16 protein-coding genes are annotated in these 17981 nt (G+C 67.2%); 14 read left to right on the top strand and 2 right to left on the bottom strand.

Annotated elements, in window-relative coordinates:
- Positions 1 to 144 precede the first annotated feature (144 nt).
- The 10 genes from HAV18_RS10425 (at position 145) to HAV18_RS10380 (ending at position 9343) form a co-directional block, all read left to right on the top strand.
- A complete protein-coding gene (locus HAV18_RS10425; protein ID WP_166955295.1) occupies positions 145 to 1224 on the top strand; it encodes a homoserine dehydrogenase in 1080 nt (359 codons plus the stop codon).
- On the top strand, positions 1221 to 2651 hold the full coding sequence (locus HAV18_RS10420; protein WP_166955294.1) for an aldehyde dehydrogenase family protein: 1431 nt from the start codon (positions 1221 to 1223) through the stop codon (positions 2649 to 2651). The genes HAV18_RS10425 and HAV18_RS10420 overlap by 4 nt, the downstream gene beginning before the upstream one ends.
- Positions 2652 to 2728: 77 nt before the next feature.
- On the top strand, positions 2729 to 3526 hold the full coding sequence (locus HAV18_RS10415; protein WP_166955293.1) for an ABC transporter ATP-binding protein: 798 nt from the start codon (positions 2729 to 2731) through the stop codon (positions 3524 to 3526).
- A 31-nt stretch (positions 3527 to 3557) separates the two neighbouring features.
- Positions 3558 to 4337, top strand: a complete 780-nt coding sequence (locus tag HAV18_RS10410; RefSeq protein WP_166955292.1) for a transporter substrate-binding domain-containing protein — start codon at positions 3558 to 3560, stop codon at positions 4335 to 4337.
- A gap of 74 nt (positions 4338 to 4411) precedes the next feature.
- On the top strand, positions 4412 to 5089 hold the full coding sequence (locus tag HAV18_RS10405) for an ABC transporter permease (RefSeq protein WP_166955290.1): 678 nt from the start codon (positions 4412 to 4414) through the stop codon (positions 5087 to 5089).
- 12 nt (positions 5090 to 5101) lie between these two features.
- Positions 5102 to 5797, top strand: a complete 696-nt coding sequence (locus tag HAV18_RS10400) for an ABC transporter permease (RefSeq protein ID WP_166955289.1) — start codon at positions 5102 to 5104, stop codon at positions 5795 to 5797.
- Positions 5798 to 5840: 43 nt separating this feature from the next.
- Positions 5841 to 7010 carry a PLP-dependent aspartate aminotransferase family protein gene (locus HAV18_RS10395; RefSeq protein ID WP_166955288.1) on the top strand — a complete coding sequence of 390 codons (1170 nt, stop codon included), beginning with the start codon at positions 5841 to 5843 and terminating at the stop codon, positions 7008 to 7010.
- 25 nt (positions 7011 to 7035) lie between these two features.
- Positions 7036 to 7983 (top strand): 4-hydroxy-tetrahydrodipicolinate synthase, encoded by a 948-nt coding sequence (gene dapA, locus HAV18_RS10390; RefSeq protein WP_166955287.1) that lies wholly within the window; start codon positions 7036 to 7038, stop codon positions 7981 to 7983.
- Positions 7980 to 8909: a homocysteine S-methyltransferase family protein gene (locus tag HAV18_RS10385; protein ID WP_347814744.1), complete on the top strand. Its 930-nt coding sequence runs from the start codon at positions 7980 to 7982 to the stop codon at positions 8907 to 8909. The genes dapA and HAV18_RS10385 overlap by 4 nt, the downstream gene beginning before the upstream one ends.
- Positions 8906 to 9343 (top strand): Lrp/AsnC family transcriptional regulator, encoded by a 438-nt coding sequence (locus HAV18_RS10380; RefSeq protein WP_166955285.1) that lies wholly within the window; start codon positions 8906 to 8908, stop codon positions 9341 to 9343. Before HAV18_RS10385 ends, HAV18_RS10380 begins: the two co-directional genes overlap by 4 nt.
- A gap of 300 nt (positions 9344 to 9643) precedes the next feature.
- On the opposite strand, the gene mdeB is transcribed toward HAV18_RS10380, so the two are convergent.
- Positions 9644 to 12373 (bottom strand): alpha-ketoglutarate dehydrogenase, encoded by a 2730-nt coding sequence (gene mdeB / locus HAV18_RS10375; RefSeq protein WP_166955284.1) that lies wholly within the window; start codon positions 12371 to 12373, stop codon positions 9644 to 9646.
- Positions 12374 to 12535: 162 nt separating this feature from the next.
- Between mdeB and HAV18_RS10370 the strand changes: the two genes are divergently transcribed.
- The 3 genes from HAV18_RS10370 (at position 12536) to HAV18_RS10360 (ending at position 15583) form a co-directional block, all read left to right on the top strand.
- Positions 12536 to 13063, top strand: a complete 528-nt coding sequence (locus HAV18_RS10370; protein ID WP_166955283.1) for an Lrp/AsnC family transcriptional regulator — start codon at positions 12536 to 12538, stop codon at positions 13061 to 13063.
- Between the two features lie 283 nt (positions 13064 to 13346).
- A complete protein-coding gene (poxB, locus tag HAV18_RS10365; RefSeq protein WP_166955282.1) occupies positions 13347 to 15068 on the top strand; it encodes a ubiquinone-dependent pyruvate dehydrogenase in 1722 nt (573 codons plus the stop codon).
- A 74-nt stretch (positions 15069 to 15142) separates the two neighbouring features.
- Complete coding sequence (locus HAV18_RS10360) at positions 15143 to 15583, top strand: GNAT family N-acetyltransferase (protein ID WP_166955281.1); 441 nt, start codon at positions 15143 to 15145, stop codon at positions 15581 to 15583.
- Positions 15584 to 15941: 358 nt separating this feature from the next.
- Here the strand turns inward: HAV18_RS10360 and HAV18_RS10355 are convergent, their stop codons facing one another.
- Entirely contained in the window at positions 15942 to 16859 is a 918-nt protein-coding gene (locus HAV18_RS10355; protein ID WP_166955280.1) for a LysR family transcriptional regulator, read from the bottom strand.
- Positions 16860 to 16978: 119 nt separating this feature from the next.
- On the opposite strand from HAV18_RS10355, the gene HAV18_RS10350 reads away from it, so the two are divergent.
- The gene (locus tag HAV18_RS10350) at positions 16979 to 17962 is read left to right on the top strand and encodes an aldo/keto reductase (protein ID WP_166955278.1); all 984 of its coding nucleotides are present in this window, start codon (positions 16979 to 16981) and stop codon (positions 17960 to 17962) included.
- Positions 17963 to 17981: the final 19 nt, after the last annotated feature.

Genomic DNA, 17981 nt, shown 5'->3' with positions numbered 1-17981 from the left:
GCGCGGCGCGACGACGGCCGATCCGGCCGTCCCGCGTGACGAACCGCAATGCATGCATGTCGATGTCGGACGAAACGCATAATTTGGCAATCGATTCGCACCACTAATCTGTTTCCTGAATTTACTGAACAGGAGATGATCGAAATGGAACTCAAGTTGGCACTGGTCGGCTTCGGCGGCGTCAATCAAGGACTGGTCGAGCTGCTCAAGAAGAAGCGCGCGATGCTGTCGGCCGCGGGGCTCGACGTATCGGTCACGATGGTCGCGGATCTGCGGCTCGGGATCGCGACGAATCCTCGTGGCATCGCACTGGACGTACTCGACGAAACCGCACGGCGCGGCGTCGATGCCAAAGCGTTGCACCGCGATCCCGGCACGCTGGTGTCGCCCGACGTCGATCTCGGCGCAATCCTGAAGGCGATTGCGTCGGAGCACGTCGATGTCGTCGTCGAAGCGACCTTCACCGATCCGAACACGGGCGAACCGGCGCTGTCGCATTGCCGCACCGCGCTCGAATGCGGCAAGCACGTGATTACCACCAACAAGGGGCCGATCGCGCTCGCACAGCAGGCGCTGTCGCGGGTCGCTGCGCAGTCGCGCGTGTGCCTCAAGTACGAAGGCACGGTGATGAGCGGCACGCCCGTGCTGCGCCAGCTCGCGACGACGCTGCGCGGCTGCGACGTGAACGGCTTCGCCGGCATTCTCAACGGCACGTCGAACTTCGTGCTCGGCCAGATCGAGGGCGGCGCGAGCTTCGACGCGGCGATCCGGGACGCGCAGCAGCGCGGCTACGCGGAAGCGAATCCCGCCGCCGACGTCAACGGCTCGGACGTGCAGCTCAAGGTCGTCATTCTCGCGAACACGCTGTGGAACGCGGGCCTCGAGCGCGGCGACGTGACCTGCCGCGGAATCGTCGAGCTGACCGAGGACGACGTGCGTGCCGCGGCGGCCGACGGGATGTCGTGGCGGCTGATCGGTTCGGCGCTCCGTCATCCGGACGGCACGGTGACTGCGAGCGTCGAGCCGCGCAAGCTGCCGGCCGACCATCCGCTGCGCGCCGCGAGCGGCGTGACGAATGCGATCACGTTCGACACTGACGTGCTCGGCGGCGTGACGATCAGCGGGCCCGGTGCGGGCCGCGAGGAGACCGCGTTCGCGATCCTGTCGGACCTGATCGAACTGGGCGAGCGCATCGGTGCCGCCGCACCGGAGGTGCTCGCATGACCGCGCGCGATGCAGTGATCGGCGATCTCGCGACGGCCGGCGTGGCCGACGTCCGGTCGCCTTATGACGGGGCCGTTGTCGGCACGGTCCGCCTGTCACCGGTCGAGGCGGCACCGGCGCTCGTCGAGCGCTCGCTCGCGGGTGCAAGCGCGGCCGCGGCGTTGCCGCGCAGCCGGCGCGCCGAGATCCTGTCTCGCGCGGCGGCACGCGTCGAGGCGTGCGCGGAGAATCTCGCGCGCACGATCGCGCTCGAAGCGGGCAAGCCACTGCGGCAGGCGCGCAAGGAGGTCGAGCGCTGCGTGAACACGCTGCGCCTGTCCGGCGAGGAGGCGAAACGCCTGGTCGGCGAGACGATCCCGTTCGATGCGTATCCGGGATCCGAGGACCGCAGCGGGTACTACACGCTGGAGCCGCTCGGCGTGATTCTTGCGATCACGCCGTTCAACGATCCGCTGAACCTCGTCGCGCACAAGCTCGGGCCGGCGATCGCGACCGGCAATGCGGCGATCCTGAAACCGTCGCTGCTCGCGCCGCTGTCCGCGCAGGCGCTCGTCGAAATCCTGTGGGAGGCGGGTGTGCCGCGCGACGCGCTGCAGATCGTGCACGGCAGCGCGGAGATCGCGTCCGCGCTGGTTCGCGACCGGCGGATCCGGATGGTGACGTTCACGGGCGGCCCGGCAACCGGCGAGGCGATCACGCGCGACGCAGGGCTCAAGAAGATTGCGATGGATCTCGGCGGCAACGCACCCGTGATCGTGATGGCCGACTGCGACCTGAAGGACGCCGCCGAATCGTGTGTGTCGGGCGCGTTCTGGGCCGCGGGCCAGAACTGCATCGGCACGCAGCGGATCTTTGTCGCCGAGGCCGCGTATGAGCCGTTCGTTCGCTACTTCGTCGAGCTGACCCGCAAGATGGTCGTCGGCGATCCGCTCGACGACGCGACGGACATGGGGCCCATGATCGGCGAGGAACAGGCGATGCGGATCGAACGCTGGATCGACGAAGCGGTGGCGGGCGGCGCGACGGTGCTGACCGGCCATCGCCGGCGCGGCGCGCTGGTCGAGCCGACGGTGCTCGTCGACGTGCCATGCGACGCGCGCGTGTGGACCGACGAAGTGTTCGCGCCGGTCGTGACGATCACGAAGTTCACCGACCTGCAGCAGGCGCTCGACGCCGCGAACGCATCCGAAAGCATGCTGCACGCGGGTGTGTTCACGAGTCGGCTGGAGAACGCGCTTGGGGCAGCGGAGCGCCTGCAGGCGGGCGGCGTGATGATCAACGATTCGTCCGACTACCGTTTCGATGGCATGCCGTTCGGCGGATTCAAGTACGGGTCGCTGGGCCGCGAAGGCGTGCGGTTCGCGATGACGGAAATGACGCAGCCGAAGGTGGTCTGCTTCAGGCGCAACCGGATGCTGTCGAGCTGACGCGAGGTGCCGGCGCGTGAGGCGCCGGCACCTCGCGGACCGGGGCGGTGTGCAACGTATCGATTAAGGAGTCGGGAATGCCAGCAGCAATTCCTGCATGCAAGCCAGCGGCCGACGTGCTGGTGGTCGAGGATATTCACAAATCGTTCGGCGGCGTCGAGGTGCTCAAAGGCATCTCGCTGACCGCGAGAAATCATGAGGTCGTGTCGATCCTCGGCAGCAGCGGATCGGGCAAGAGCACGTTCCTCAGGTGTATCAACCTGCTGGAAACGCCCGACCGCGGCCGGATTCGCGTGAACGGCGAGACGCTCGCACTGAAGCCGACGGGCCGGGACGGCGCGCTCGTCGCCGCCGATCCGAAGCAGGTGATGCTCGTGCGCCGCAAGCTTGCGATGGTGTTCCAGCAGTTCAACCTGTGGGCGCACATGACGGTGCTGCAGAACGTGATGTTCGTACCGGTGCGCGTGCTCGGCGTGCCGAAGCGCGAGGCGCGCGACAAGGCGATCGCGATGCTCGAACGCGTCGGGCTCGCGGGCAAGTGCGAGCACTACCCGAACCAGTTGTCGGGCGGCCAGCAGCAGCGCGTCGCGATCGCGCGCGCGCTTGCGACCGATCCCGAGGTGATGCTGTTCGACGAGCCGACGTCGGCGCTCGATCCCGAGCTCGTCGGCGAAGTGCTGAAGGTGATGCGCTCGCTCGCAGACGAGGGTCGCACGATGCTGGTCGTTACGCACGAGATGGGCTTTGCGCGCGAGGTCGCGAACCGCGTCGTGTTCGTCCACCAGGGGCGGATCGAAGAGGACGGCAGTCCAGACGAAGTGTTCGCGAATCAGAAATCGCCGCGTTTCCAGAAGTTTCTGTCCAGCATCATCTGATGCGGACCCATTGCCAACCGGAGGGGAAATCATGAAGAAACTGCTTCAGTCGCTGTGCGTGGGCGCGGCCTTGCTCGGATCTGTCGCGCATGCCGAACAGGTCGTCCGGGTCGGCACGCTCGCCGATTACGCGCCGTTCGAATACAAGGACGCGTCCGGCAAGCTGCAGGGCATGGAGATCGACATCGGCAAGAAGATGTGCGACGCGATGAAGGTCAAGTGCCAGTGGGTGACGATGGACTTCGATGCGTTGATTCCAGCGCTGAAGGCGAAGCAGATCGATGCGGTGCTCGCACAAATGTCGAAGACGCCGGAACGTGAACAGTCGGTCGATTTCACGCGCGTGTTCACGACGGCGCCCGTGCAGTTCGTCGCGAAGCAGGGTTCGGGCATCACCGACAACCCGGCCGCGCTGCGCGGCAAGACGATCGGCGTGCAGACCGCGTCGACGCACGAATCCTATCTGCGCCGACGACTGCCGGCGAGCAAGTCGGGCGTTAGCGTGAAGGTCTACCAGACCCTCGACGAGGCGTGGCTCGATCTCGAGGCCGGCCGCGTCGACGCCGTGCTCGCGGACAACACGGTGGCCTACGACTGGCTGGAAAAGGCGGGCAAGAAGGAGGGCTTCGACTTCGTCGGCAAGCCGATCACCGACGCGGAGATCTTCGGCGACGGCACGGCGATTGCCGTGCGCAAGGGCGACGCGCCGCTGAAGACGCAGTTCGACAAGGGCATCGCGCAGGTGCAGGCCGACGGCACGTTCTCGGCCGCCAACAAGCGCTATTTCCCGTTCAGCATCGCACCGCAATAACCGCGCATCCGGATCGTGCGGCCGCCGGGCGGCATCGCGCGCACGGTCCGCGCCTCACAAGGAGCGATACCACGATGGACATGTTGGTGAACTACGGCGCCCAGATTGCGGCGGGCGCGCTCGTTACGCTGGAGCTTGCGGTGGCTGCGCTTGGCCTTGGCATGCTGCTCGGCATCGCCGGTGCGTCGGCGAAGCTGTCGAGCGTGCGCTGGCTGAGCGGCGCGACCTACGCGGTGACCAATTTCCTGCGCGGCATTCCCGAATTCCTGATCCTGCTGATCTGCTACTTCGGGCTGTCACGGATGCTGAACACGCATTTCGACGGCGCGATCACGGTCAGCCCGTTCTCGGCCGGCGTGATCGCGCTCGCGCTGGTGTTCGGTGCCTATTCGTCGGAGATGTTCCGCGGCGCGTTCCTCGCGGTGTCGGCCGGGCAGATCGAGGCGGCGCGCGCGTACGGGATGACGCGCCTGCAGACGCTGTGGTTCGTCCGCCTGCCGCAGGCGTGGCGAATCTGCCTGCCGAGCCTGAACAACATGTGGCAGAACCTGCTGAAGGACACCTCGCTCGTGTCGATCGTCGGGCTCGAGGACATGCTGCGCAAGGCCAACATCGCCGCGCAGTTCACCAAGCAGCCGTTCGTCTTCTACATGGCGGTCGGCCTCGTCTACTTTGGCTTTCTCGCCGTTTCCAACCCCGCGTTCGCGTGGCTCGAACGCATCGCGGGTCGCGGCTACGCGAAACGCACCTGAACAGGCCTTGCCATGAACGACTTTCTTTTCCTGCTCGGCCAGTCCGGCCCGGACATCGCGCGCGGCGTGTGGATGACGCTGCAGCTGCTGGTGCTGTCGTGCGCGCTCGCATTCGCGCTCGCGGTGCCGCTCGCCGTCGCGCGCAGCTCGGAGAGCCGCTGGCTGGCCATGCCGAGCGGCCTCTTCATGTCGGTGTTCCGCGGCACGCCGCTGCTCGTGCAGATCTTCGTGCTGTATTACGGGCTCGCGCAGTTTTCGGTCGTGCGCGCGTCGCCGCTGTGGCTGCTGGTCGGCGGCTCGTTTTCGTGCGCGTTGTGCGCGCTGACGCTCAATCTGGCCGCCTACATGGCGGAAGACATCCGTGGCGGGATCGCCGGTGTGCCTGCCGGCGAAAAGGAGGCCGCACTCGCGTTCGGGATGAGCCGCTTCATGCTGACCTGGTACGTGGTCGTGCCGCGCGCCATCGGCATCGTCGCGCCGACGCTTGGTAACGAGATCGTGCTGCAGCTCAAGTCGACCGCGCTCGCGAGCACGATCACCGTGCTCGACCTGACGGGAGTCGCGCGGCGCATTTCGATCGAAACCTATACGACCGACGCGCTGATGCTCGCCGGCATCGTGTACGTCGGCATCACGGCGGTGCTGTCGGCCGTGCTGAGACACGTGGAAGGCTCGCTGAACCCGCATCTGGGCCGCGTGCGCGCATAGCGGCGCGGGATGGACCCAACGCATCGAACGATCCGAGGACGACATGGGATACAAGCTTGAAACGCTGGCGCTCGCCGCCGACCGCGAAGTGACCGACGAGAAGACGGTCGCGCCCGCCATTCACTATTCGGCCGTGTTCAAGGCCGCCGGCAGCGATGAATTCGCGGAGATGTCGAGCGTGCCGCAGCACCCGCGCAACTACACGCGCTACGGCAACCCCGTCCATGAGCGCGTGAAGGCGATCATGGCCGAGCTCGAAGGCACGGAGACCGCGCTCGTCACGGCCTCCGGGATGGGCGCGATTACGACGGCGATTCTCAGCGTCGTGAAGGCCGGCGATCACGTGATCGGCCAGACGCGTCACTACATGAGCACGACGAAGATGCTCGACGACATGCTGCGCAAGTTCGGCGTGGACGTAACGTTCGTCGACCAGGCCGACGTCGCCGGGTTCGACCGCGCGATCCGTCCGAACACGCGGCTGATCGTGCTCGAGACGCCGGTCAATCCGCTGCTGTTCGTGACCGATATCGCCGCTGTGACGGAGATCGCGCGGGCGCGCGGCATCCTGACGCTCGCGGACAACACGTTCGCGTCGCCGGTCAACCAGCAACCGCACCGGCTAGGCGTCGACATCGTCGTACACAGCGCAACCAAATACCTGGGCGGCCATCACGACCTCACCGGCGGCGTGATCTGCACGAGCCGCGTGCTCGCCGAGCAGATCTGGCATACGCACATCACGCTCGGCTCGGTGCTGTCGCCGATGGACGCGTGGTTGCTGCTGCGCGGTTTGCGCACGCTGCCGCTGCGCGTCGAGCGGATCAATGCGAATGCGCTGGTGCTCGCCGAATTCCTCGAAGAGCAGCCGAAGATCGAACGCGTGTTCTATCCAGGCCTGCGCAGCCATCCGCAGCACGCGCTCGCGTGCCGGCAGATGCGCGGCTTCGGCGGCGTGATCGCATTCGGCGTGCGGGGCGGCTACGACGACGCGCGGCGTTTCGTCGAGGCGCTGCGCGTGCCGCTGAACGCCGGCAACCTCGGCGGCGTCGATTCGCTCGCGATCCACACGGCGTCGATGTGGGCCGGCACGATGTCCGCGGAACAGATGCGCGCGGCGGACATTCCGCTCAACTTCATCCGCTATTCGGTCGGCATCGAGCATGTCGACGATCTGAAGGCGGACATCGCGCAGGCCCTCGAACGTATCTGACTTTCCGGCTCACGCCCAACGAACCATGAACCCAATTTCCCATCCGATCCGAGGTAGCATCGTCGCGCTCGTCACGCCGATGCACGACGACGGCAGCCTCGACCTTCCAGCGCTGCGCGCACTTGTCGACTGGCACGTCGCGAGCGGCACCGCAGCGCTCGTCGCAGTCGGCACGACCGGCGAATCGCCGACCCTCTCTGTCGACGAGCATCTGCGCGTGATCGCAGCCAGTGTCGAGCATGCGGCGGGCCGCATTCCGGTGATCGCGGGCAGCGGCGCCAATTCGACGGCCGAGGCGATCGAGCTGACCGCGCGTGCCAAGGCGCTCGGCGCGAACGCGTCGCTGCAGGTGGTGCCGTATTACAACAAACCGACGCAGGAGGGCTTATTCCGGCATTTCACGCGGATTGCCGAGGCGGTCGATTTGCCGGTCATTCTGTACAACGTGCCGGGCCGTACCGTGGCAGATCTCGACAACGACACGGCGCTGCGTCTCGCACGCGTGCCGGGCATCGTCGGAATCAAGGACGCGACAGGCGATCTCGAGCGCGGGATGCGCTTGTTGCGCGCGGCGCCGGCCGGCTTCACGATCTATAGCGGCGACGACGCGACAGCGCCTCTGCTGATGCTGATGGGCGGTGGCGGCAACATCTCGGTGACCGCGAACGTGATGCCGCGCGCAATGGCGGCGCTGTGCGACGCCGCGCTCGCCGGCGACGCGGCCACGGTGCGCGCGTTGCAGCGTGCACTGATCGAGTTGCACGGCGCGCTGTTCACCGAAGCGAATCCGATCCCGGTGAAATGGCTGCTCGCGAGGATGAGCAAGGTGCGCGAAGGCATCCGGCTACCGCTGACGCCACATGACGCGCGCTTTCACGCGGCACTGGTGGCCGCGTATGACCACGCCGAAACCCAATGCGAATCGATCCTTGGCCAACACGCGCGGACTGCATCGCAGGAGCACGGACAGTGAACGGCATCACGGTACTCGACGGCGGCATGGGGCGCGAACTGGCCAGGATCGGCGCGCCGTTCCGGCAGCCGGAATGGTCGGCGCTTGCGCTGATGGAAGCACCGCACTATGTCGGTGTCGCGCATGACGCGTTCATTGCGGCAGGCGCAGACGTCATCACCGCGAACAGCTATGCGATCGTGCCGTTTCATATCGGCGAAGACCGGTTTCGTCGCGATGGCGCGACGCTCGCGGCGCTCGCCGGGCAGCTCGCGCGGCAGTCGGCCGGCCGCGCGGGGCGGCCAGTGCGCGTCGCGGGCTCTCTGCCGCCGACGGGCGGTTCGTACCGGCCCGACCTGTTCGACGCGGCGCACGCCGACACGATCTTGGCGACACTCGTCGACGGGCTCGATCCGTACGTCGACCTGTGGCTGGCCGAGACGCAGAGTCTGACCGGCGAGATCGGCGCGGTCCGGCGCGCGCTCGGCGCGAATCCGAAGCCGCTGTGGGTGTCGTTTACGCTGCGCGACGAGATGGACGGCGGGGTGCGGCCGGTGCTGCGGTCGGGGCAGACGCTCGACGAGGCGGTCGACACCGCGTTGTCGGCGCGCGCGGCTGCGCTGTTGTTCAACTGCAGTCAGCCCGAAGTGATGGGCGCAGCGGTCGAGACGGTGCGCAATGTACTCGCGCGCTCGGGCTCGACGCTGCCGGTCGGTGTTTACGCGAATGCGTTTCCACCGCAGCGCGACGATGCGCAGGCGAACGAGGCGCTTCACGGACTGCGAGGCGATCTCGATCCGCACGGCTATGCGCAATGGGCGGAACAGTGGATGTCGCTCGGTGCGCAGATCGTCGGCGGATGCTGCGGGATCGGTCCCGATCACATTGCAGCGCTGCGGGGCGCGGTGGATGCCCGCGGTGCCGACAGAGCAGGAACGCCGCGATGAAAGTAGACGGCATCGACCAGAAGATCATCGACGCGCTGTGTGCCGATGCACGGATTCCGCTTGCCGCGCTGGCCGACCGGATCGGCCTGTCGCGGCAGGCCGTCCGCCACCGGGTCGACAGGCTGGAAGCGCTGAAGATTATCGTGGGCTATACGGTGCGGCTCGCGTTGCCTGACGATGCTGCACCGGTGCGCTCGGTGATGCTGGTCTACCGCAAGGACCGGATGCGCGGCGCCGACGTGCTCGCGGCGCTCGAGCGAATCGCCGAGGTGCGCGACTGCGCGGTGCTGAGCGGTGAGGTCGACCTGCTCGTGCAGATCGAGGCAGCGTCGCACGAGCGCGTCAGCGAGATCTGGGCGACGATCAGTGCGCTGGACGGCGTGCAAAACATGACAACCTGTTTCGTGCTCGATTCGGTGATACACAAGCGGTGAGCCATTCGACACTTCGGGTTGCGTACGAAGCAGAAAAGCGAGCGCCGGCTTGTTATCCGGGCGTCTCGCGTTTGAGTTCGTTGCGAACGGCTCGTCGGCAAACCACTCCGGTGTTGCAACCGTGCACGAGCTCGAGGTGCAAACCGGACTGCGATTCCCCGGCACGAGCGATAGGCCGGATCGGAATTGTCTACTTCGCCCCGATCGTCGAATGTCTTCGATAGTGTGAACACGACCTGGCCAGTCGTATTGTTCGGGGCGACGAGCAATCGTTGGCCGCCGCGCGATCGTGCCGTCCGGTCAGCGCTGCCACGGCGCCACGTCAGGCTGCGCCGTCTTGCCGAGCCGCTCGCGCGCGGTGCGGACGACCGCCGCGTCGAGCTCGCCACCATCGGCCAGCGCCTTCAACGCAGCAATCACGATGCTCGCGCGATCGACCTCGAAGAACGCGCGCAGCGCGTCGCGCGTGTCGCTGCGACCGAATCCGTCGGTGCCGAGCGTCACGTAGCGGCGCGGCACGTACGCGCGGATCAGCTCGGGCACCGCGCGTACATAGTCGGTTGCGGCGATCACGGGCCCGCGCGTTGCGGCGAGCGCGGCGGTTACGTAAGGCGTTGTGTCGGCATCGTCACCAAGCCGCGTGCGGCGTTCGGCCTCCATCCCGTCACGCTGCAATTCGCTGAAGCTCGTGACGCTCCAGACGGCCGCATCGATACCCCAGTCGTCCTTCAGCATCCGCTGCGCAGCGAGCACTTCGCCGAGGATCGCGCCCGCGCCGAGCAACTGCACGCGCGCGGTCGCATTCGAACCGGACGGCAGCCGGTGCATGCCTTTCAGGATGCCCGCACGCCGCGCGTCCGGATCGTCGCCGGGCATCGACGGCTGCGCGTAGTTCTCGTTCATGACGGTCACGTAATAGAACACGTCGCGCTGCTGCTCGACCATCTCGCGCATGCCGGCATCGACGATCGTCGCGACTTCGTATGCGAATGCCGGATCGTACGCGCGGCAGTTCGGAATCGTCGACGCCGCGAGATGGCTGCTGCCGTCCTGGTGCTGCAACCCTTCGCCGCCGAGCGTCGTGCGCCCGGACGTCGCGCCGACGAGGAAGCCGCGCGAGCGCTGGTCGGCGGCGGCCCAGATCAGGTCGCCGATGCGCTGGAAGCCGAACATCGAGTAGTAGATGTAGAACGGCAGCATCGGCAGGTCGTGCACGCTGTACGATGTCGCGGCGGCGATCCACGACGAGATCGCGCCCGCTTCCGAGATGCCTTCCTCGAGGATCTGGCCGCGCGTGTCCTCGCGGTAATAGAGCATCGAGCCGAGGTCTTCCGGCTCGTAGCGCTGGCCGAGCGGCGAGTAGATGCCGACCTGCCGGAACAGGCTCGCCATGCCGAACGTGCGCGCTTCGTCGGCCACGATCGGCACGACGCGCGGGCCGATGTCGCGATCCTTGATCAACGCGGCGAGCATGCGCACGAGCGCCATTGTCGTCGACATCTCGCGGCCGGCCGCATCCAGCGCGAACGCACCCCAGGCCGGCATCGAAGGGACGGTCAGCCCCTTCGATGCCGCCATCCGCCTTCTGGGCAGATAGCCTCCCAGGGCAGCCCGGCGGGCATGCAGGTAACGCATTTCCGGGCTGTCTTCCGCTGGCTTGTAAAACTTCAACTGCTCGACGTCGCCGTCCGACAGCGGCAACCGGAAGCGGTCGCGGAACGCCTTCAGATCGTCGACGTCGAGCTTCTTCTGCTGATGGGTCGTCATCCGGCCCTGGCCGGCCGTGCCCATCCCGTAGCCCTTCATCGTCTTCGCGAGGATCACGGTCGGCTGGCCGCGATGGGCGAGCGCGCGCGCATACGCGGCGTGCAGCTTGCGCGCATCGTGGCCGCCGCGGCGCAAGCGGTCGATTTCGGCGTCGGTGAGCTGCGCGGCGAGCGCCTCGAGCGCCGGGTCCTGGCTGAAGAAGCGCGCGCGGTTGTATGCGCCGTCGTTCGCGGAGAAGGTCTGGAACTGGCCGTCGACGGTATCGGCGAACGCGCGCGCGAGTGCGCCCGCGTGATCGCGTGCGAACAGCGGATCCCAGTCGGACCCCCACAGCACCTTGATCGTGTTCCAGCCGGCACCGGCGAACAGCGCCTCCAGCTCGTCGATCACGCGGCCGTTGCCGCGCACCGGGCCGTCGAGCCGCTGCAGGTTGCAGTTGATCACGAACACGAGGTTGTCGAGCCCCTCGCGCGCGGCCAGCGACAGCGCGCCGAGCGATTCGGGCTCGTCCATCTCGCCGTCGCCGAAAAAGCCCCACACGGTGCGGCCGGCGGTGTTCGCGAGCCCGCGATGCTGCAGGTAGCGCATGAAGCGCGCCTGGTAGATCGCGTTGATCGGGCCGATGCCCATCGAGCCGGTCGGGAACTGCCAGAAGTCCGGCATCAGCCACGGATGCGGATACGAACACAGCCCGGGCCCGGCGATTTCACGGCGATAGTGCGTGAGGTGGCCTTCGCCGAGAAAGCCTTCGAGATACGCACGCGCATAGACGCCCGGCGACGAATGTGGCTGGAAGTACACGAGATCGCCGCCCGGGCCGCCTTCATGGCCCGCGCCGGCGGGCGTCGCGCGGAAGAAGTGGTTGAAGCCGACTTCGAACAGGTCGGAGGCCGACGCGTAGCTCGCGATGTGGCCGCCGAGCTCGCCGTACGCACGGTTCGCGCGCACGACCATCGCGAGCGCGTTCCAGCGCAGCGCGGCGGACAGCCGTTCCTCGAGATCGGCGTCGCCCGGGTAGGGCGGCTGTTCGTGCGCGGCGATCGTGTTCAGGTACGGCGTGACGGGGCCGCGCGGCGCCGCGAGCCCGCGGGTGTGTGCATGCGCGGCGAGCCGGCCGAGCAGGTACTGCGCGCGCTCCTTGCCGACGTGCGCGACGACGGCGTCGAGCGCCTCCAGCCATTCGGCGGTTTCTTCAGGGTCGGCGTCGGCGTGCGCCGCGCCCGCGTGCCGCGTGGCATCGATACCGTTCGACAGGTCCGTCATCGCAGGTCTCCCGCGCGCCGGTTCGAGCGGCGCGCATCAGTGGCAATCGGTCGGATCATGCTACCCGCCGATCTGCAAAATATGCGTCTGATTTCATTGGGATTTTGCGTGCCGATAGTGTAAATATTCCGGTTGTGGCCACTCTTCCGGAATATTTCGACCATGAGCTCAAACCCGCGGCGGCTCGACCGCATCGACATCGGCATCCTGAACCAGCTTCAGCAGAACGCGCGGATCACGAACGCGGAACTCGCGCGGGCGGTGAACCTGTCGGCCACGCCATGCTTCAACCGCGTGCGCGCGCTGGAGAAGCTCGGGCTGTTCCGGCAGCAGGTCACGCTGCTCGATCCGGAGCCGCTCGGGCTGCGGATCAACGTGTTCATCCAGGTCAGCCTCGAGAAGCAGGTCGAGGATGCGCTGCGGCGCTTCGAGGAAGCGATCTCGCAGCGGCCCGAGGTGATGGAGTGCTATCTGATGTCGGGCGACGCCGACTATCTGCTGCGCGTCGTGATGCCCGACATGCGCACGCTCGAGCGTTTCATCATCGAGCGGCTGACGACAATCCCCGGCGTGTCGAACATCCGGTCGAGCTTCGCGTTGAAGCAGGTGCGCTACAAGACCGCGCTGCCGCTGCCGGCGGCGGGGTTGACGCTGGTCGATCCGGACGAGGCCGCGTCGGACTGGAGTTGAGCGCGGCGCTTGCCAGCGTTGTTTGCCGGGCCGCCTTTCAGCCAGCTTGCCCGCCTGTCCGTTCGATGACGGATGGGTGACCGGGACGTGACAGGCGTCTTGCATTGCCGGAACGGATCGAACGAATCTCGCGCGTGAGCCTCATAGGGCAGTCGGCGCGTCTGCATCGTGGCGACGCGGCGCGGGGCAGGCGCGTATGCTCGTCGTGTTGGCGGTATCGGCGGTATCGGCCTCCGCCGGGCGGGTTCATGCGTGTCTCCATCCATCAATCAGCGAGGGCATCATGGCAAGACAGACGATGGCGGAATACCTGGCGAAGACGCTCGCGGCGGCGGGCGTCGAGCGCATCTGGGGCGTGACGGGCGACAGCCTGAACGGCCTGTCGTTCAGCCTGGGCCAGATCGGCTCGATCCGCTGGATGCATACGCGTCACGAGGAAAGCGCCGCGTTCGCGGCCGGCGCGGATGCCGCGTCGACCGGGCGGCTCGCGGTGTGCGCGGGCAGTTGCGGCCCCGGCAACCTGCACCTGATCAACGGTCTCTACGACTGCCACCGCAATCACCAGCCGGTGCTCGCGATTGCCGCACACATCCCGTCGACCGAAATCGGGCTCGGCTACTTCCAGGAAACTCATCCGCAAGAACTGTTCCGCGAGTGCAGCCACTTCGCGGAGCTCGTGACGAACGCGTCGCAGTTCCCGCGCGTGCTTGCGCGCGCGATGCGTACCGCGATCGACGAGCGCGGCGTTGCGGTGATCGTGCTGCCGGGCGACATCGCGCTCGGCGACGGCCCGGAAGAAGCGCCTGCATGGAGCGAAGCGGCGCCGCCGTCAATCCTGCCGGCCGATGCCGATCTCGACCGGCTCGCCGCGCTGCTCAATGCGTCGGACGCGGTCACGCTGCTGTGCGGCAGCGGCACGCAAGGCGCGCACGACGAGGTGGTCGCGCTGGCCGACGCGCTCGGCGCGCCGGTCGTCCATGCGCTGCGCGGCAAGCAGTTCGTCGAATGGGACAACCCGTTCGACGTCGGAATGACGGGGCTGATCGGCTTCAGCTCGGGCTATCACGCGATGGAATCGTGCGACACGCTGCTGATGCTCGGCACGGATTTCCCGTACCGGCCGTTCTATCCGTCGAACGCGAAGGTCGCGCAGATCGACTGGAAAGGCTCGCAGCTCGGCCATCGCGCGCCGCTCGCGCTCGGCCTTGTCGGCACCGTGAAGGAAACGATCGCGGCGCTGCTGCCGCGCCTGACGCGCAAGACGCAGCGGCGCTTCCTCGAGAATGCGCTGAAACACTACGCGGCCGCCCGCAAGGGGCTCGACGATCTCGCAGTGGCCGAGCCGCCGGGCCGCGCGATCCATCCGCAATACCTGACGAAGATCGTCGACGAAGTCGCGGCGGAAGACGCGATCTTCACGGCCGACGTCGGCACGCCGACGCTGTGGGCGGCGCGCTACCTGACGATGAACGGCAAGCGGCAACTGCACGGCTCGTTCAATCACGGCTCGATGGCGAATGCGATGCCGCAGGCGCTCGGCGCGCAGGGCGCGCATCCGGGGCGGCAGGTGGTGTCGCTGTCCGGCGACGGCGGGCTGTCGATGCTGCTCGGCGATTTGCTCACCGCACGCCAGCTCAAGCTGCCGATCAAGATCGTCGTGTACAACAACAGCCTGCTCGGCTTCGTATCGATGGAGCTGAAGGCGGCCGGCTATCTGGACACGAACGTCGACCTGAGCCCGACCGACTTCGCGGCGATCGCGAAGGGCGCGGGCATCTTCAGCGTGCGCGTCGAGCACTCGGAGAACGTCGAAGAAGCGCTGCGCATGGCGTTCGCGCATGACGGGCCGGCCGTCGTCGACGTCGTCACGTCGAAGTACGAACTCGCGATGCCGCCGAAGATCGAACTCGCGCATGCGAAGGGCTTCAGCCTGTTCATGCTGCGCGCGATCCTCAGCGGGCGCGGCGACGAGATCGTCGAGCTGGCGAGAACCAACCTGCGGTGACACGCGGCGTACCGCATCGACGAACGCGCCGGCGCGCGTTCGTCGTCGCATGACGAATTGAACAATACAAAGACATGGCAATCGAGATTCGCGCCTACGAGGCATCCGACCTGCACACGCTGTCGGCCATCTGGTTCGACGCGTCGCTGCATGCGCATCCGTTTCTGGGCGAGGCGCGGCTGCGCGAGCAGCGCTTGCTGGTCGAAAAAGTCTATCTGCCCGACGCGGAAACCTGGGTCGCGTGCCGTGCCGGCGAACCGGTCGGCTTCATCGGCCTGCTCGATACGTCGATCGGCGGATTGTTCGTCGCGCCGTCGATGCACGGCCACGGGATCGGCCGCGCGCTGGTCGAGCATGCGCTCGCGCTCAAGGGTGCGCTCGATCTCGAGGTGTATGCCGACAATCGCGATGCATGCGCGTTCTACGCGCGGCTCGGCTTCGAGGAAATTTCGCGGCGCGACGAGGACGACGAAGGCTTGCCGTTCGCGAACATCCGGATGCGCGCCACGCGCTGAGCGGGCGGGCAGGAAGCGTGCGCCGCGTTGCGCGGTACCGCACAGGCCGGCCCGGCCCGGCCCGGCAACGGCACCGCACGACACGGCACCGCACCGCACCGCACGACACGACACCGCACGAAACGGCACGACACGACACGACACGACACGACACGACACGACACGGCACGACACGGCACGACACGGCACGACACGGCACGACACGGCACGGCACGGCACGGCACGACACGGTACGGTACGAACGGCACCGCACCGCACCGCACAGCCCGGCCCGGCCCGGCCCGGCCCGGCAACGGCAACGACACGACACGCCATCGGCCGCGATGATGTTCCGGTGCGCTTGTGTTTGTGCGTGCGCTCAGGCCGGCGCCGCTTCGCACCCGGTGGCCACCCACTCGCGCACGGCCTCGACGAACAGCCGCAACGCGGCCGGCGGATGCCGGTTCGCCGGATAGTAGAGGCACAGGCTGTCGAACATCTGGCTCCACTCGGGCAGTACCTGCACCAGTCGCCCCGACGCCAGATGCTCGGCGACGCGCGATTCCGTGACCCACGCGATCCCGATGCCGGCCAGCGCCGCGTCGATCATCAGCGTCTGGTTGCCGAGCGTCAACGGCCCGTCGACATCGATGCTCACGCGCTTGCCGTCGCGCATCAGGTCCCAGCGATAGAGCGCGCCGCTTTCGAAGCGGTAGCGGATGCACGCGTGGCGCGTGAGGTCCTGCGGGCTTTCCGGCGCCGCGTGCCGCGACAGGTAGCCGGGCGATGCAACCGCGACGAAGCGCATCGGGCCGCCGAAGCGCACCGCGATCATGTCGCGCGGCACGTCCTCGTGAACGCGGATGCCGGCGTCGAAGCCGTGTTCGACGATGTCGATCAGCCGTGAATCGACGACGAACTCGACATGGATGTCCGGGTAGCGGGCGACGAAGGCCGGCAGCACATGCCGGATCAGCGGACGCGACGCGGCTTCCGACGCGCTGATCCGGATCTGGCCTGACGGGCGGTTGCGGGCGGTGGCGGCGTCGTTCAGCGCGTCCTCGAGATCGGCCACCGCGGGCCGCACGCGCACCAGCAGCTGTTCGCCGGCCTCCGTCAGCGCGACCGAGCGCGTCGTGCGGTTGAACAGTCGCACGCCGAGGCGGGCTTCGAGGTGGCGGATCGTATGGCTCAGCGCCGACGGCGACACGCCCAGGATGCGCGCCGCGCCGCTGAAACTGCGCTGCTCCGCAATCGTGATGAAGCTCGTCAGTTCGCCGATGTCGGTGCGCTGCATTTGTGAAAATTCCTCAATAACGTGTGAAATGGTACGCCGATTGTTGAGCGGTATCCATCAACCTACACTGGCTTCCTCGGCATCCCGTCGAACTTTTTCATCTTCAGCAGGAGAGCGTCATGCAAAAGCGCATGCTTGGTAAGAGCGGCCTCGAAGTCTCGGCAATCGGGCTTGGCTGCATGGGATTGAGTTACGGCTACGGCCCCGCGACCGACAAGGCGAGCGGCATCGCGCTGATTCGCACCGCGTTCGAGCGCGGCGTCACGTTCTTCGATACGGCGGAAGCGTATGGCCCGTTCGCCAACGAGGAACTGGTCGGCGAGGCGCTGGCGCCGTTTCGCGACCAGGTCGTGATCGCGACCAAGTTCGGTTTCGAGGACGGCCTGCCGATGAAGGGCGTCGACAGCCGGCCGTCGCATATCCGCGACGTGGCCGAGGCGGCGCTGAAGCGGCTGAAGGTCGATCGCATCGACCTGTTCTACCAGCATCGCGTCGATCCGAGCGTGCCGATCGAAGACGTGGCCGGCACGGTCAAGGACCTGATCCGCGAAGGCAAGGTCGCGCACTTCGGGCTGTCGGAAGCCGGTGAGCAGACGATCCGCCGCGCTCATGCGGTGCAGCCGGTCGCCGCGCTGCAAAGCGAGTATTCGCTGTGGTGGCGCGAGCCGGAGGCCCGGATCCTGCCGACGCTCGAGGAGCTCGGGATCGGCTTCGTGCCGTTCAGCCCGCTCGGGAAAGGCTTCCTGACCGGCGCGATCGATGCGAACACGACGTTTGCGGAGAACGATTTTCGCAACCTCGTGCCGCGCTTTTCCGAGGACAACCGCAAGGCCAATGCGGGCCTCGTCGACCTGCTCGGCCGCATCGCGACCGATAAAGGCGCGACGCGCGCGCAGATCGCGCTGGCCTGGCTGCTGGCCCGCAAGCCGTGGATCGTGCCGATTCCGGGCACGACGAAGCTGCACCGGCTCGACGAGAACGTGGGCGCGGCCGCTGTCGTGCTGACGGCTGACGATCTCGCCGCGATCGAGACCGCGCTGCAGCAGGTCACGATCGTTGGTGAGCGCTATCCCGCGCAATTCCAGCAGCGCATCGATCGCTGATTGGGCGGCGGGTGGCGGG

This window comes from Burkholderia sp. D-99 (assembly GCF_011605345.1).
Lineage (GTDB): Bacteria > Pseudomonadota > Gammaproteobacteria > Burkholderiales > Burkholderiaceae > Burkholderia.
This window is presented reverse-complemented; position numbering and strand designations above follow the sequence as displayed.

What these genes read in the sequence shown, in the direction of transcription:
- HAV18_RS10425 (WP_166955295.1), top strand. Translation starts at nt 145, where the DNA reads ATGGAACTCAAGTTGGCACTGGTCGGCTTCGGCGGCGTCAATCAAGGA.
- HAV18_RS10420 (WP_166955294.1), top strand. Translation starts at nt 1,221, where the DNA reads ATGACCGCGCGCGATGCAGTGATCGGCGATCTCGCGACGGCCGGCGTG.
- HAV18_RS10415 (WP_166955293.1), top strand. Translation starts at nt 2,729, where the DNA reads ATGCCAGCAGCAATTCCTGCATGCAAGCCAGCGGCCGACGTGCTGGTG.
- HAV18_RS10410 (WP_166955292.1), top strand. Translation starts at nt 3,558, where the DNA reads ATGAAGAAACTGCTTCAGTCGCTGTGCGTGGGCGCGGCCTTGCTCGGA.
- HAV18_RS10405 (WP_166955290.1), top strand. Translation starts at nt 4,412, where the DNA reads ATGGACATGTTGGTGAACTACGGCGCCCAGATTGCGGCGGGCGCGCTC.
- HAV18_RS10400 (WP_166955289.1), top strand. Translation starts at nt 5,102, where the DNA reads ATGAACGACTTTCTTTTCCTGCTCGGCCAGTCCGGCCCGGACATCGCG.
- HAV18_RS10395 (WP_166955288.1), top strand. Translation starts at nt 5,841, where the DNA reads ATGGGATACAAGCTTGAAACGCTGGCGCTCGCCGCCGACCGCGAAGTG.
- dapA (WP_166955287.1), top strand. Translation starts at nt 7,036, where the DNA reads ATGAACCCAATTTCCCATCCGATCCGAGGTAGCATCGTCGCGCTCGTC.
- HAV18_RS10380 (WP_166955285.1), top strand. Translation starts at nt 8,906, where the DNA reads ATGAAAGTAGACGGCATCGACCAGAAGATCATCGACGCGCTGTGTGCC.
- mdeB (WP_166955284.1), bottom strand. Translation starts at nt 12,373, where the DNA reads ATGACGGACCTGTCGAACGGTATCGATGCCACGCGGCACGCGGGCGCG.
- HAV18_RS10370 (WP_166955283.1), top strand. Translation starts at nt 12,536, where the DNA reads ATGAGCTCAAACCCGCGGCGGCTCGACCGCATCGACATCGGCATCCTG.
- poxB (WP_166955282.1), top strand. Translation starts at nt 13,347, where the DNA reads ATGGCAAGACAGACGATGGCGGAATACCTGGCGAAGACGCTCGCGGCG.
- HAV18_RS10360 (WP_166955281.1), top strand. Translation starts at nt 15,143, where the DNA reads ATGGCAATCGAGATTCGCGCCTACGAGGCATCCGACCTGCACACGCTG.
- HAV18_RS10355 (WP_166955280.1), bottom strand. Translation starts at nt 16,859, where the DNA reads ATGCAGCGCACCGACATCGGCGAACTGACGAGCTTCATCACGATTGCG.
- HAV18_RS10350 (WP_166955278.1), top strand. Translation starts at nt 16,979, where the DNA reads ATGCAAAAGCGCATGCTTGGTAAGAGCGGCCTCGAAGTCTCGGCAATC.